This is a genomic window from Prevotella communis (assembly GCF_022024115.1).
GTDB classification, from domain to species: Bacteria; Bacteroidota; Bacteroidia; order Bacteroidales; family Bacteroidaceae; genus Prevotella; species Prevotella communis.
The window spans coordinates 1825774-1838159 of sequence record NZ_CP091792.1 but is presented as its reverse complement, the minus strand read 5'-3'; the positions used below and the strand labels follow the sequence as shown (position 1 = coordinate 1838159).

The 12386-nt window shown below is 49.0% G+C and carries 17 protein-coding genes; 8 read left to right on the top strand and 9 right to left on the bottom strand.

Features of this window, described 5'->3' with window-relative positions:
* Nucleotides 1-72: 72 nt before the first annotated feature.
* Both L6468_RS07380 and L6468_RS07375 read left to right on the top strand, forming a co-directional pair.
* Nucleotides 73-720: an HD domain-containing protein gene (locus L6468_RS07380; protein ID WP_091818672.1), complete on the top strand. Its 648-nt coding sequence runs from the start codon at nt 73-75 to the stop codon at nt 718-720.
* On the top strand, nt 717-1184 hold the full coding sequence (locus L6468_RS07375; RefSeq protein ID WP_237792791.1) for a nucleoside deaminase: 468 nt from the start codon (nt 717-719) through the stop codon (nt 1182-1184). The genes L6468_RS07380 and L6468_RS07375 overlap by 4 nt, the downstream gene beginning before the upstream one ends.
* Here the strand turns inward: L6468_RS07375 and L6468_RS07370 are convergent.
* The 4 genes from L6468_RS07370 to L6468_RS07355 form a co-directional block, all read right to left on the bottom strand.
* Nucleotides 1181-1333, bottom strand: a complete 153-nt coding sequence (locus tag L6468_RS07370) for a hypothetical protein (protein ID WP_237792790.1) — start codon at nt 1331-1333, stop codon at nt 1181-1183. The genes L6468_RS07375 and L6468_RS07370 overlap by 4 nt on opposite strands.
* Before the next feature lie 11 nt (nt 1334-1344).
* On the bottom strand, nt 1345-2235 hold the full coding sequence (locus L6468_RS07365; protein WP_237792789.1) for an RluA family pseudouridine synthase: 891 nt from the start codon (nt 2233-2235) through the stop codon (nt 1345-1347).
* A gap of 2 nt (nt 2236-2237) precedes the next feature.
* Nucleotides 2238-2804 carry a 4'-phosphopantetheinyl transferase family protein gene (locus L6468_RS07360; protein WP_237792788.1) on the bottom strand — a complete coding sequence of 189 codons (567 nt, stop codon included), beginning with the start codon at nt 2802-2804 and terminating at the stop codon, nt 2238-2240.
* A 71-nt stretch (nt 2805-2875) separates the two neighbouring features.
* Nucleotides 2876-4657, bottom strand: a complete 1782-nt coding sequence (locus L6468_RS07355) for an oxaloacetate decarboxylase (RefSeq protein WP_237792787.1) — start codon at nt 4655-4657, stop codon at nt 2876-2878.
* 116 nt (nt 4658-4773) lie between these two features.
* Here L6468_RS07355 and L6468_RS07350 point away from each other — a divergent pair, with 116 nt between their 5' ends.
* Nucleotides 4774-5532 carry a lipocalin family protein gene (locus tag L6468_RS07350; RefSeq protein ID WP_237792786.1) on the top strand — a complete coding sequence of 253 codons (759 nt, stop codon included), beginning with the start codon at nt 4774-4776 and terminating at the stop codon, nt 5530-5532.
* Here L6468_RS07350 and queF read toward each other — a convergent pair.
* The 5 genes from queF to L6468_RS07325 are packed head-to-tail and all read right to left on the bottom strand — an operon-like array spanning nt 5502 to nt 8760.
* Nucleotides 5502-5975, bottom strand: a complete 474-nt coding sequence (gene queF / locus L6468_RS07345) for a preQ(1) synthase (RefSeq protein WP_091818683.1) — start codon at nt 5973-5975, stop codon at nt 5502-5504. The genes L6468_RS07350 and queF overlap by 31 nt on opposite strands.
* A 6-nt stretch (nt 5976-5981) precedes the next feature.
* Nucleotides 5982-7049: a hypothetical protein gene (locus tag L6468_RS07340; protein ID WP_237792785.1), complete on the bottom strand. Its 1068-nt coding sequence runs from the start codon at nt 7047-7049 to the stop codon at nt 5982-5984.
* Nucleotides 7050-7099: 50 nt separating this feature from the next.
* A complete protein-coding gene (locus L6468_RS07335) occupies nt 7100-7549 on the bottom strand; it encodes an RNA-binding S4 domain-containing protein (RefSeq protein WP_237792784.1) in 450 nt (149 codons plus the stop codon).
* 18 nt (nt 7550-7567) lie between these two features.
* Nucleotides 7568-8155: an aminoacyl-tRNA hydrolase gene (pth, locus tag L6468_RS07330; protein ID WP_091818686.1), complete on the bottom strand. Its 588-nt coding sequence runs from the start codon at nt 8153-8155 to the stop codon at nt 7568-7570.
* 11 nt (nt 8156-8166) lie between these two features.
* Complete coding sequence (locus L6468_RS07325) at nt 8167-8760, bottom strand: 50S ribosomal protein L25/general stress protein Ctc (protein WP_237792783.1); 594 nt, start codon at nt 8758-8760, stop codon at nt 8167-8169.
* 205 nt (nt 8761-8965) lie between these two features.
* Between L6468_RS07325 and nusB the strand changes: the two genes are divergently transcribed.
* The 5 genes from nusB (at nt 8966) to L6468_RS07300 (ending at nt 12322) form a co-directional block, all read left to right on the top strand.
* Nucleotides 8966-9910, top strand: a complete 945-nt coding sequence (gene nusB, locus L6468_RS07320; protein WP_237792782.1) for a transcription antitermination factor NusB — start codon at nt 8966-8968, stop codon at nt 9908-9910.
* Nucleotides 9911-9934: 24 nt separating this feature from the next.
* Entirely contained in the window at nt 9935-10255 is a 321-nt protein-coding gene (yajC, locus tag L6468_RS07315; protein ID WP_237792781.1) for a preprotein translocase subunit YajC, read from the top strand.
* Between the two features lie 15 nt (nt 10256-10270).
* Nucleotides 10271-11254, top strand: a complete 984-nt coding sequence (locus tag L6468_RS07310) for a CdaR family protein (protein WP_091854915.1) — start codon at nt 10271-10273, stop codon at nt 11252-11254.
* Nucleotides 11255-11263: 9 nt separating this feature from the next.
* Nucleotides 11264-11821 (top strand): dephospho-CoA kinase, encoded by a 558-nt coding sequence (coaE, locus tag L6468_RS07305; RefSeq protein WP_237792780.1) that lies wholly within the window; start codon nt 11264-11266, stop codon nt 11819-11821.
* Nucleotides 11822-11890: 69 nt separating this feature from the next.
* Nucleotides 11891-12322, top strand: coding sequence for a DUF5606 family protein (locus L6468_RS07300; protein WP_091818692.1), 432 nt, complete (start codon nt 11891-11893; stop codon nt 12320-12322).
* The last annotated feature ends 64 nt before the right edge of the window (nt 12323-12386 follow it).

Sequence of the window (12386 nt, the reverse complement as noted above, 5' to 3'; positions counted from 1 at the left end):
CAATTTTTTCTGAAAACGCTTGCAAAAGTAAATAAAATCTTGTATATTTGCAAACCAAACCTTGAAAAAGTTATGATAAAAAACACTGCCAGTCTTGACCTCGTAGAGTTTATTGAGACGCAGATACTGCCCCAATACGCTAATTTTGACCGTGCACACAACATGGAGCACGTGACGCGTGTGATTCGCCGTTCGCTTGAATTAGCCAACCGCACAGGTGCCGACATCGATATGGTTTACACCATTGCCGCCTACCACGACGTGGGCATGTCGGGCCCCCGTGCCGTGCATCACATCACGGGCGGAAAAATCCTGCAAAGTGATGCCCGCCTGAAGAAATGGTTCTCGGCCGAGCAGATTAAGATTATGAAGGAAGCCATTGAGGACCACCGGGCTTCGGCCTCACGCGCCCCACGCAGTCTGTATGGAAAGATTGTGGCCGAGGCCGACCGTGACATCGTGCCCGAGGTGGTATTTCAGCGCACGGTACAGTTCGGACTGGCCAACTATCCTGAGCTGGACAAGGAGCATCACTGGCTGCGCTTCAAGGAGCATATGGACCAGAAATACTCGGCCAACGGCTATATACGCCTGTGGATTCCGGGCTCGCCTAATGAAGAGAAACTGACGGAACTGCGTAACATCATTGCGAATACGCCCCTGTTGCGTGAGAAGTTCAATCAATATTATGAATTAGAAACTAAATCCGAAGAAGTATGACAAACAAGGAATTGATGCGACGTGCCATCGAACTCTCCAAGATGAGTGTCCAGAATGGCGGAGGTCCCTTCGGGGCCGTGATAGCCTGTAACGGCAAGATTGTTGCCGAAGGGTCAAACTGTGTAACGATAGACTGCGACCCGACGGCGCATGCCGAGGTGTCAACCATACGCAAGGCCTGCAAAGCCCTGAAGACTTTTGATCTGAGCGGATGCGAGATCTATACCTCGTGTGAGCCTTGTCCGATGTGCTTTGGCGCTATCTACTGGGCACACCTAGACAAGATTTACATGGGCAACGACCGCAAGGATGCTGCTAAGATAGGGTTTGATGATGACTTCATCTACCAGGAGATAGCCCTCCCTGCCGACAAGCGCAACAAACCTTCGGAAATTCTGCTGCGCGACGAGGCGCTGGAAGCTTTCCGTATGTGGGAAGAGAAAGAAGATAAGACGGAATACTAAGACAGGTAGAAGTATCCGGCTCCTAAAGCGGCCAGTAGCACGATGAAAACGATGATTTTCAGCATGCAGCTGGCTACTTTTTTTATCATATATGCTGCCAGGATGACAACAAGCAGCGCAACAACATAATATATCCAGTTACTAATCATGATGTGTTTTCTTATTTAAACAATTGACGAAAGGCTGTGGGCACAGGGGTCTCGAACTCCATGGGTTCGCCTGTGCGGGGGTGCGAAAAGCACAGGAGCCAGGCATGCAGGCAGAGGCGATGAATGGGGTCGTCGCCATTGCCGTATTTGGTATCGCCGCATACGGGATGGCCCATGTCGGCAGAATGTACGCGAATCTGGTTCTTGCGACCCGTCTCCAGCTTATATTCCACAAGCGAATGTTCGGTAGTACGGTCGAGTACATGGAAATGCGTGATAGCCAGTTTGCCACCATTGTCCACAGGCGATGAATAGGTCACATAGGCCTTGTTGTCCTTCAGCCAGTTCTGGATAGTACCCTCGTCCTGCTCCATCTCGCCACTCACCACGGCCACATAACGGCGGTCGTAGACAATCTGGTGCCAGTTGTGCTCCAGTATCTGCTCGGTCTCCATATCCTTGGCATAGACCATCAGGCCACTGGTGTCGCGGTCCAGACGGTGCACCACATGAGCCGTACATTTCTGGCGGCTCTTCTTGAAGTAATCGTCAAGCACAGACTTGACATTGAGCGAGGAATGGCCTGCTGCCATCGACAGAATACCGATATTTTTCTCAACGACTATGAGCCACTGGTCTTCATAGACAATCTTTACATAGCGACTCTTAAACGACTGCTGGTTGCGCTTGGTCTTGCTCACAGCAACTTTCATGCCTGGTTCAAGCATGAAATCAAACTGTGTCACGGTCTTGCCGTTGACCTTGATACCACGTCCCTGCAGCGTCGCCTTGATCTTGGTGCGACTCTCCTTGACGTTTTCCAACAGCCATTCCAGCAACGGCTTTTGTTCGTTCACCACATAGTGATCATACTCACCCATGCGGTTATATCCAGTATTCATTCTCATTGTTCACAAACTGTATATAAGTAATTCTTGTCTATTCTCTCTGTCGTCGTAAACCACTCTGCCTTAGCGTTTTTCAGAGTTTCCTTCATGTTGTCATTGATGCCTTCGCCAGTCAGTTTCAGCAGGCTCTCCTTCATGGTCCACAATCGGATGAAGGCCAGTCCGGGATTACCCGACTGATGAATCTGCTGCATTTCGTCATCGCTCATGGCATAGCGTGCTACCGACTCACTGTAGCGTCCGATGCTTTCCACATCAATACCAACGGGTCTGCGGCTCAGTACGCAAACGGCAGCCTCCTTGCAATGACTCAGACTGAAATAGAGTTCAGGGTGACCAACGATGGAAGGTTTTCCGTGTTCTCCATATTCGAATATGGGATTATCCAGGATGCGCTCCTGTTCACGCAACGCCTGTTTCAGCAGCATATAAGCAGCCACACAGAGGCGCTGACCCTGTTCAAACTTAAACTGAAGGGCCTGCTCACGTCTCTGACTGCTGATGCTTTGCAGGGCCAGTTGCAAGTCGAAATCTCCTATATGGTCGTTGATGTATACCTTCATTCGTGTGAAAAGGTACGAAATGGACTCCCGAAGTGCTTCGAGAGCCCATTCTTAAGTATCATGATTGCGGATTATTTATCGTCGCGCTCAATCCAAGCCAGCACGTCGCCCTTGCGAACCTTAGCACCCTGTTTGGCGCTTACCTCAACGAGCTTACCACCGAGGGCAGCAGGCACGGGAACAATCTCGCCCCATTTCTCCATGAGGTAGCAGAAGGTCTGACCTTCCTGGTACTTCTGACCGATGAACGGCTCCAGACAGGGAGCACACTCACCCTCGCCATTGAACTCGTAGAAAATCTGACCGGCAGAGGGAGCCACCAGCGCATCAGCCTTAGCATGCTTGAAGGCAGCCAGTTCCTCAGCACTCATCTTTGAGCCGAGCTTAGCGTCCTTGGCTTTCTGGAGGTCGGCCAGGAACTGCTTCTTAGCCTGACCGCTCTTGAAGGCGCGGTACTGCTCTGGGTGCATAGCCAGTTCGAAGAGCTCCTCGTTGTCCTTACCGTAGTCCCAGCCGTTCTCGTCCATCTCCTTCTTGAAGCCGTCGAGGGCGTTCTCGAGAAGTGTGTGGGGGTCAACATCGGTGAACTCGCGGTTTTGTTTCTTAGCCAACTCAACAAGCTCGGGGTCGATAGTTCCAGGAATCTTTCCGCTCTTACCAAGTATCATGCCCCACATAGCGTCGTCCATCATCACGAAGCGACCCTTACCCTGCTCGATGGTGAGGAGGTTCATCAGGGCGATATTCTTGGTGTACTGAGAGAATGGGGTCACCAATGGGGGATAACCCACGCGTGGCCATACATACTCTACCTCGTTGAACAGCTTCACCAGCATGTCGTCCATGGTCAACTCGGGCTCGCCTTTCTGAGCGCGGATCTTGTTGATCATGGTCTGGATACCACCCAGGTCGGCCATCATAGAGCCCATCATACCACCAGGCAGTCCGCAGCCTAAGAGGAGTGAAGACATATGCTTGTTGGCAGGATTGATGAAGTAGCCCAGCCATTCGTCGATAAACTCCTGAGTGAGTGTACGGGCCTGCATGTAGGCGTTCATATTGATTTCAGGTACATCGAAGCCCTCGTTCTTCAGCATTGACTGAACAGAGATGATATCGGGATGAACCTTACCCCATGACAGAGGCTCGATAGCGGTATCGATGATGTCGGCACCATTGTTGCAGACCTCGAGGATAGAGGCCATAGAGAGGCCTGGACCTGAGTGACCGTGATACTGGATGATAATCTCAGGATGCTTGGTCTTGATAGCCTTGGTCAGGGCACCAAGCATAGCGGGCTGACCAATACCGGCCATATCCTTCAAGCAGATTTCCTCTGCACCGGCAGCAATCACCTCGTCGGCAATGTTTGAATAGTAGTCAACAGTGTGAACGGGTGAGTTGGTGATACAAAGGGTGGCCTGGGGAATCATGCCTGCAGCCTTGGCCCACTTGATAGAAGGGATGATATTACGTGTGTCGTTCAGACCGCAGAAGATACGGGGGATGTCCACACCCTGAGCCTTCTTGACCTTATACATCAGCTCGCGCACATCATCGGGAACAGGATACATGCGGAGGGCATTAAGACCACGGTCCAGCATGTGGGTCTGGATACCGGCCTCATTGAAGGGCTTACAGAATGCGCGTACAGCATCGTTAGGATTCTCACCTGCCATGAGGTTCACCTGCTCAAAGGCACCACCATTGGTTTCTACACGTGAGAAACAGCCCATCTCAATGATCACAGGGGCTATACGCTCCAACTGATCCTTGCGTGGCTGGAATTTTCCAGACGACTGCCACATATCGCGGTAGACGAGACTAAACTTGATTTTCTTCTTTGTTGCCATAATTACTATGTTTATATCTAAATTCTCAAATTGGATGCAAAGGTACGAAATAAATAAGAATTATTACTTAAGAATTAAGAATAATTTCGTATCTTTGCCGCAAATTACGGACAATTATGAAAATTAATACATTATTTCTTACGATAGCAGCCCTGATGCTTGTAGCATGTGGCACAAAACAGGAAGCACCTAAAAGCGAAGAAATCCTGACAACAGAAGTTACTGACGACCAGACTATCTACGGACTGGCCTGCGACGGGTGCAACGACACCGTGGTGGTATTCCTGAGACTGCCTTACAACGGAAGCGACCCCGATACGCTGTACATCCTGGATGCTGTAAAACAGCGTCATATCATGGGTAAGATACGTATTGGCGACAAACTGGCTATCATGCGCAACGAGACTGACTCGACGGTGGCCGACCTCGTGATTGTCACCGAACAGCTCATGGGACAATGGCGCCACCTGGTATACCCCACCCTGCACGAGCGTGCCGACATGGAGGGAAACACCGAGCGACAGAAGATAGCTCAGTTGCCCGACTCCATCAAGGCGCTGCTGGCTATCCCCAAGGAATACGGACTGGACATCCTGCATGACAACATGATGTATGTGCCCGGCTCTCACGTCAAACATGTGACGTCAGACGAAGAATCGCCCGTGGAATATCCCATCGCGCAATTCTACAACGAATGGAAAATATTCAACGGACGATTTGTGATGTTCCATTGCGCAGCCGACTCGCTGGGCGAGATGCAAACGCTGGCTTCTGATACCGCAGACGTGGTGCTGCTGGAAGCCGACTCGCTGATGCTGCGCTTCAAGGATGGCGTGCGCAGCTACTACCGGAAGGTAGAGGAGCCAAAGGAATAAAGGCGCTGCTCTGCCATCTTTTCATACTTAGTGCCTGGCCGGCCGTAGTTGGCATAAGGATAGATACTGATGCCGCCACGGGGCGTGAACAGGCCGATAACCTCAATATACTTTGGGTCCATCAGCTTCACAAGGTCTTTCATGATGACGTTGACACAGTCTTCATGGAAGTCGCCATGATTGCGGAAGGAGAAGAGATAGAGCTTCAGGCTCTTTGACTCCACCATGCGCTCGCCGGGGATATACAGGATTTTGATTTCTGCAAAGTCGGGCTGACCGGTGATAGGACACAGCGAGGTGAACTCGGGACAGTTGAACTGCACCCAGTAGTCGTTCTCGGGGTGCTTGTTCTGGAAGGTCTCCAGCACCTCAGGGGCATAGTCCATCTTGTATTCGGTCTTACGTCCAAGCGTTTGCAGACCTTCGTTTTCTCTTGAACTCATAACGTATTAATAATTAAATGTATATGTAATGGTTTCGTCGTCACGCCTTACCATCAGCTGATGGATGCTCTTGTCGGCATTCAGCGTTGCGGAAACCTGAATATTCTCTTTATCATTCTTCGCCTCGGCAATGATACTGGTGTTGCGGGCATAGCGGAAGAGCGAAGCCAGCAGGTAGGGATCGCACGCCTCTACACCAAGCAGCAGCTGGTTGGCATCAACAGTCTGGTGACGGTTGTCCTGTTCGCCATAGCTCAGGGCCAGTTTGCGTGTCAGCTTCTGGTTGTCGTAATAGAAGATGCTGTCGCAATTGTGCAGACTATCGGCATTGAGCGAGTATTTATTATAGGTGAATCGGTATGTGACGCACGAAGAAGTCAACGCACCACGATGCTCGAAGTTGAAGATATAATTAGCTGGAGCTACAGCCATGCTACTGTAATAGCGTGTGAAATAGCCAACGGTATCGCCACTATTGATAAGCATCTGGGGCTGATAGTCGTTGCCGCAGTCCACGCTATAGGTGATTCCTTTCTTGACATCCTTCACGGTCATCTGCTTTTTACCATAGGTAATCTGCAGGTTGCCAAGTGTCTGTTCTGCTTTCTGAATCTTCACCAGCGTAGGACGATGAAGCACATCATATTCGAGCGTAATATTGCTATCGTCAGAACCGGTGATAGACTTCACATCGGCAGCAGAACCCAACGAACCATCGCCACGGGTGGCATACTGGATAAAAGCCAATGAGATATGCGCCTCACCAGGATGATTGGTATCACGAATCTGGATGGCAGCAGTACGCCCATTATCGGTAGTATTCTGTTCGAATTTCACCTCCTGGCTGTAAAGCACGCCACCTTTTCCTTTGAGTAAGGGCACCGTCAGCCAGGAGTTGTCGTAATCACTCAAATTAATGATATCCCAGTTGCCATAGCCAAAGAAAATCAGGGAGTCTGACACGTTGTTGGCATAGTAATACGAGATATTACTTGAAGGGCTCTCTATACCAAAACCAGCCCTAAAATTACCCTCGTCATTCACACAGGAGGTCAGCATTGTTGCTGCTGCCATTATCCCAAATAAAGTCTTTTTAGTTTCCATAATAACCTATTGATTTTTAATTAAATATCGTCATCTTCATCTTCATCTTCATCATCGTCCCAACTATCGAAGTCGAATCCTCCGAATCCTTCGAGCGAGGGAGCCACAAAGGCATCCATCTGACGGCGATCTTTCTTCGTGGGGCGACCGGTGCCGCGAGCGCGGTCAACAAATCCGCTGATGCGATTCATCTCCAGCAGTTCATACTGATCCTGCGGCGTCACGTTCTCATAAATCTCAGGAAGCAGTTTGGCGCCTACGCGCTGCTCTATGGGCTTCAGAATCTTGAACGAATAAGTCACGGGCGGCTTGCGTACGCTGATAGTGTCGCCCTCTTTCACCATACGTGAGGGTTTTACGTTGACACCGTTTACAGCCACGCGTCCGTTCTTACAGGCGTCAGAAGCAATAGAGCGTGTTTTAAAGATACGCGCTGCCCAAAGCCATTTATCTATACGTGCTTCACTCATGTGGTAGCAAATTTTTCACTATTCACTTTTCACTTTTCCCTTACCCAACTTATTGTATTGGTTCATGGTAATATCAATACCTGCCAAAACAAAACTCTTGATGATATCCACAGCCAGGTCGATGGAGGGTTGCAATGCTTTCTGCTCCTCATCACTATAGCGCCCCAGCACCCAGTCTATCTGTCCGCCACGCGGATACTCGTTACCAATACCCATACGCAAGCGTGCATAATCCTGACCAATGAGTTGCTGGATATGCCCCAGTCCGTTATGACCGCCATTAGAACCGTTGGCCTTCAAACGAAAGGCACCCAACGGCAGTGCGACATCATCAGATATCACTAACAGGTGTTTTTGGTCGATATTCTCCTTGTTGAGCCAATATCTCACAGCATTGCCACTCAGATTCATATAGGTCGATGGTTTCAAGAGGAAAACCTTGCGGCCCTTTAACGATGTCTCGGCCACAAAGCCATAACGACGGTCGTCAAAAACGATATTGGACGCCTTAGCAAAAGCGTCCAATACCATAAATCCAGTATTGTGGCGGGTCAATTCGTATTCAGAGCCTACGTTGCCCAAGCCTACAATCAAATACTTTTCCATCTCACGTCTGATTACTCAGCAGCAGCGGCAGCAGCCTTTGACGCACGAGTCTCCTTAACTGAGCATACTACAACCTGTGCAGGAGTAGCAAGCTTCAGACCGTCGAAGCTCAGCTCACCAACCTTGATAGCCTTACCCAGACCGAGGTTAGTAACGTCAATATTCAGAATCTCAGGAATCTGCTTATAAGGAGCGGTAACGTCAATCTTACGGATAGAGAGGTTCAGCTTACCACCATCACGTACACCCTGTGCCAAACCGTTCAGCTTAACAGGAATACCAACGGTGATTTCCTTTGTTTCGTTTACCTCGTAGAAGTCTGCGTGAAGCAGAGCGTCTGTTGTGGGGTGGAACTGAAGCTCCTTGATGATAGCCTTGTGCTCCTTACCGTCGATGTTCAGGTTTACAACGAATACGTGAGGAGTGTAAACAGCCTTACGCAGCTCTGCGAATGAAGCGGTGAATGACATTGCCTCGGGCAGACCGTTCTCACCCTTCTTCTCACCATACAGGTTACAGGGAACAAGACCTTCCTTACGGAGTTCCTTAGAAGCCTTCTTACCAGTCAGCTCGCGCTTCTGGCCATTGATTGCGATTTCTTTCATAACGTTTGTGTTACTCTAAATTAAGTTGTTAATACATAAAATTGTTTGACTTAATTCGCCATCACACGAAAAAAGCGGGTGCAAAGGTACGAAGAAAAATTGATATAGACAATCGATTGTGGAAAAATTTCTAAAAAAAGTAGCTTTTTCTTGTGTAATCGCGGAAAAATGCCTAAATTTGCATCCGATAAAAGAGTTTACACGTATGATTAATAGAGAAATCATTAGAATTAAGATTGTTCAGTTAACCTACGCATACTATCAAAATGGTAACAAGAACATTGATACCGCAGAGAAAGAGCTGTTCTTCAGCCTCTCTAAAGCCTATGACTTGTACAACCAACTTCTGTCTTTGATAGTTGCTATCACAAGGGAAGCACAGCGCCGTCAGGAGGTGCTGCAAGCAAAGGCCCTGCGCGAAGGGTCGAAAATGCCATCAGCCAAATTCACAAGCAACCGTTTCGCCCTGCAGTTGGAGAGTAATATCCAGTTGGGAGAGTTTATGGAAACACAGAAACGTACATGGGCTGATTATCCTGAATTCATCGGAAAAATGTTTGAACAGATTGAGCAGAGTCAGATTTATCAGGACTATATGAATGATAAGGAGGATAATTATGCTGCCGATCGCGAGTTGTGGCGCAAGCTCTATCGCACCTTCATTCAGGAAAACGAAGACCTCGACTCACTCCTGGAAGAGCAGAGCCTCTATTGGAATGATGACAAGGATGTGGTTGACACCTTTGTACTGAAGACTATCAAGCGATTCGATGAGAAAAACGGCGACAAGCAGGAACTGCTCCCCGAATATGACTCAGAAGAGGAAAAGGATTACGCACGCAAGCTCTTCCGGGCCACCATCCTCAATGCAAACGACTATCAGCATATGATGACTGAGGCTTCACAGAACTGGGATTTCTCCCGTCTGGCCTACATGGATGTCATCATCATGCAGATTGCCATTGCCGAGATGCTCACATTCCCCAGCATCCCCCTCAGCGTCACCATCAACGAGTTCGTAGAGCTGGCTAAGTTCTACTCTACCCCTCGCAGCGCCGGCTATATCAACGGCATGCTCGACACCATTGCCCGTCACCTTATTAATACTGGCAGACTGCTGAAGCAGATGGATAAGAAAGACAATAATTAATAACTAAATTACAAATTATACAAGATGATTAATTTCCTTTTACAAGCAGCCCCCAACGGAGGCGGAAACCTGATGATGACTGTCATCATGTTTGGTGCGATCTTTGCCATTATGTATTTCTTCATGATTCGTCCTCAGCAGAAACAGCGCAAGGAGATTCAGAAGTTCCAGAACGAACTGACAGAAGGAACCTCTGTTGTAACAGGTGGCGGTATCTATGGCACCGTTCAGAAGATTGACCTCGCTAAGGGCACTGTTGACGTGAAGATTGCACGCGATGTTGTCGTCACGGTCGACAAGAGCTATGTGTTCAAGGATATGTCAAGCATGGGCTTGCAGAAATAAACCAGGTCTTGAGAAATGACCTTCAGGCCCACTGACACACTGCATACCATCAGAGATTTCCTGTTTAGCAAAACAAACAGGGAATTTCTGATTTTTTTGTTGTTCCTCCTGCTCTCGGGCATCTTCTGGCTGATGATGACTTTCAACGAGACCTACGAGAAGGAGATCGTACTGCCCGTGCGTTATGTCAACGTACCCCAGAGTGCAGTGCTCACCTCGGGCGAGTCGGACAGTATCCATGTGAACATCAGCGACAAGGGATTCAGTCTCTTTGCCTTTATCTATTCACGTGACAGTCACACCATCGACATTGACTTCACGAAATATGCCCTGCCCGACGGTATCGGATCTGTACCGGCTATCGACCTGCAGCATATGATAGAACAGCTGTTGCCCACATCAGCAAAGATTACGAGTCTGAAGACGGAGAAACTGGTGTTCTATTATAATAATGGTGAGAAGAAGAAGGTACCTGTGAGATGGAGAGGTCATCTGAAGACAGACCCGCATTATTTCATTGCCAAGACGCTCATAGAGCCCGACAGTGTCACCATCTTTGCCTCACGCGAGAAGCTGGACAGTATCCATTATGTATATACGCGCGAGCTCAACTATTCCGACATTCACGATACGCTCATCGTAACGAGCGAACTGCAACGTATGCAGGGTGTGAAGATTGTACCCAACAGGGTGAAGATAAACATCCAGACTGACGTGCTCACAGAGGAGACCATCGACAGCATTCCCGTTGTAGGCATCAACATGCCGAAGGGGAAAGTATTGCGTACCTTCCCTTCAAGGGTTTCGGTCAAGATTGTCACAGGCATGAAAAACTATAAGGCTATCATGCCGTCCGACATCCTCGTGGTGGCTGACTATGAGCAGTTCAAGGATGAAACTTCCGACAAATGCACCCTGCAGGTGAAAAAAGTACCTGAGGGTGTGTCACGGGCAACGCTGAACGTCAAGCAGGTGGACTATCTGATAGAGGAACAATAAGTACGCATCATGAAGATAGCTATCACCGGTGGTATAGGGAGCGGCAAGAGTTATGTATGCCAACTGCTCACGCAACATGGCATCAGCATCTATGACTGTGACTCGGCAGCAAAGCGACTGATGCGCACTTCGCCAGTACTGCGTCAGCAACTCACGAAACTGATAGGTCCTGACACATATGATGCGGAGGGTCAGCTCAACAAGGCCGAAGTGGCCCGATACCTGTTGCTCTCAGAACAGAACGCACAGGCCATCAATGCCATCGTGCATCCTGCCGTAGCGCAGGACTTCCAGGAGAGCGGGTACCAGTGGATGGAATGTGCCATACTCTATGAGTCTGGTTTCGAACAACTGGTTGACAAGGTCATCGCTGTTACGGCTCCTGAGGATATCCGCATCCATCGCATCATGCAGCGCGACGGCATCACACGCGAGAAGGCGCTTGAATGGATTCACCGCCAATGGTCGCAGGACAAGGTGCGCAGCCGGTCTGACTTTGAAATCATCAACGACGGGCGTCCCCTGGAACCACAGATAGAAGGAATCATCAAAAAGATCATGTCGTGATCATGTCGTGATAACGTCATAACAAGATAACGCGTAATAACGAAAATAAAAAAAAGAATTTAAAACAAAATGAAAGAAACAATTTTAGCAATCGCCGGCAAACCCGGACTTTACAAACTTGTATCACACGGTAAGAACAACCTCATCGTTGAAGCACTCGACGCTACACACCGTCGTCAGCCCGCTTTCGGTTCTGACCGCATCACCTCTCTGAACGATATCGCTATGTTCACCGACGAGGACGACGTGCCCCTGACTGACGTACTGGAGAGCATGAAGAATGTGGAAGGTGGCAAGAAGTCAAGCGTTGACTACAAGAAGGCAAGTGGCGATGAGCTCCGCGAATACTTCGCAAAGATTCTGCCCAACTTCGACCGCGACCGCGTGCAGAACAGCCACATCAAGAAGCTGATCCAGTGGTACAACATCCTTATTGAGAATGGTATCAGCGAATTCAAGGATGCTGAAGCCGAAACAGCAGAAGAGGCAAAGGAAGCTTAAACTGATCTGCAAAGACAAAACGATATGGACTCCCGGAATACTTCGGGAGTCCTTTTTATATATA

Bases quoted from the DNA above. Each gene is read 5' to 3' on its own strand.
- L6468_RS07380 (WP_091818672.1), top strand. From the start codon at position 73: ATGATAAAAAACACTGCCAGTCTTGACCTCGTAGAGTTTATTGAGACG.
- L6468_RS07375 (WP_237792791.1), top strand. From the start codon at position 717: ATGACAAACAAGGAATTGATGCGACGTGCCATCGAACTCTCCAAGATG.
- L6468_RS07370 (WP_237792790.1), bottom strand. From the start codon at position 1,333: ATGATTAGTAACTGGATATATTATGTTGTTGCGCTGCTTGTTGTCATC.
- L6468_RS07365 (WP_237792789.1), bottom strand. From the start codon at position 2,235: ATGAATACTGGATATAACCGCATGGGTGAGTATGATCACTATGTGGTG.
- L6468_RS07360 (WP_237792788.1), bottom strand. From the start codon at position 2,804: ATGAAGGTATACATCAACGACCATATAGGAGATTTCGACTTGCAACTG.
- L6468_RS07355 (WP_237792787.1), bottom strand. From the start codon at position 4,657: ATGGCAACAAAGAAGAAAATCAAGTTTAGTCTCGTCTACCGCGATATG.
- L6468_RS07350 (WP_237792786.1), top strand. From the start codon at position 4,774: ATGAAAATTAATACATTATTTCTTACGATAGCAGCCCTGATGCTTGTA.
- queF (WP_091818683.1), bottom strand. From the start codon at position 5,975: ATGAGTTCAAGAGAAAACGAAGGTCTGCAAACGCTTGGACGTAAGACC.
- L6468_RS07340 (WP_237792785.1), bottom strand. From the start codon at position 7,049: ATGGCAGCAGCAACAATGCTGACCTCCTGTGTGAATGACGAGGGTAAT.
- L6468_RS07335 (WP_237792784.1), bottom strand. From the start codon at position 7,549: ATGAGTGAAGCACGTATAGATAAATGGCTTTGGGCAGCGCGTATCTTT.
- pth (WP_091818686.1), bottom strand. From the start codon at position 8,155: ATGGAAAAGTATTTGATTGTAGGCTTGGGCAACGTAGGCTCTGAATAC.
- L6468_RS07325 (WP_237792783.1), bottom strand. From the start codon at position 8,760: ATGAAAGAAATCGCAATCAATGGCCAGAAGCGCGAGCTGACTGGTAAG.
- nusB (WP_237792782.1), top strand. From the start codon at position 8,966: ATGATTAATAGAGAAATCATTAGAATTAAGATTGTTCAGTTAACCTAC.
- yajC (WP_237792781.1), top strand. From the start codon at position 9,935: ATGATTAATTTCCTTTTACAAGCAGCCCCCAACGGAGGCGGAAACCTG.
- L6468_RS07310 (WP_091854915.1), top strand. From the start codon at position 10,271: ATGACCTTCAGGCCCACTGACACACTGCATACCATCAGAGATTTCCTG.
- coaE (WP_237792780.1), top strand. From the start codon at position 11,264: ATGAAGATAGCTATCACCGGTGGTATAGGGAGCGGCAAGAGTTATGTA.
- L6468_RS07300 (WP_091818692.1), top strand. From the start codon at position 11,891: ATGAAAGAAACAATTTTAGCAATCGCCGGCAAACCCGGACTTTACAAA.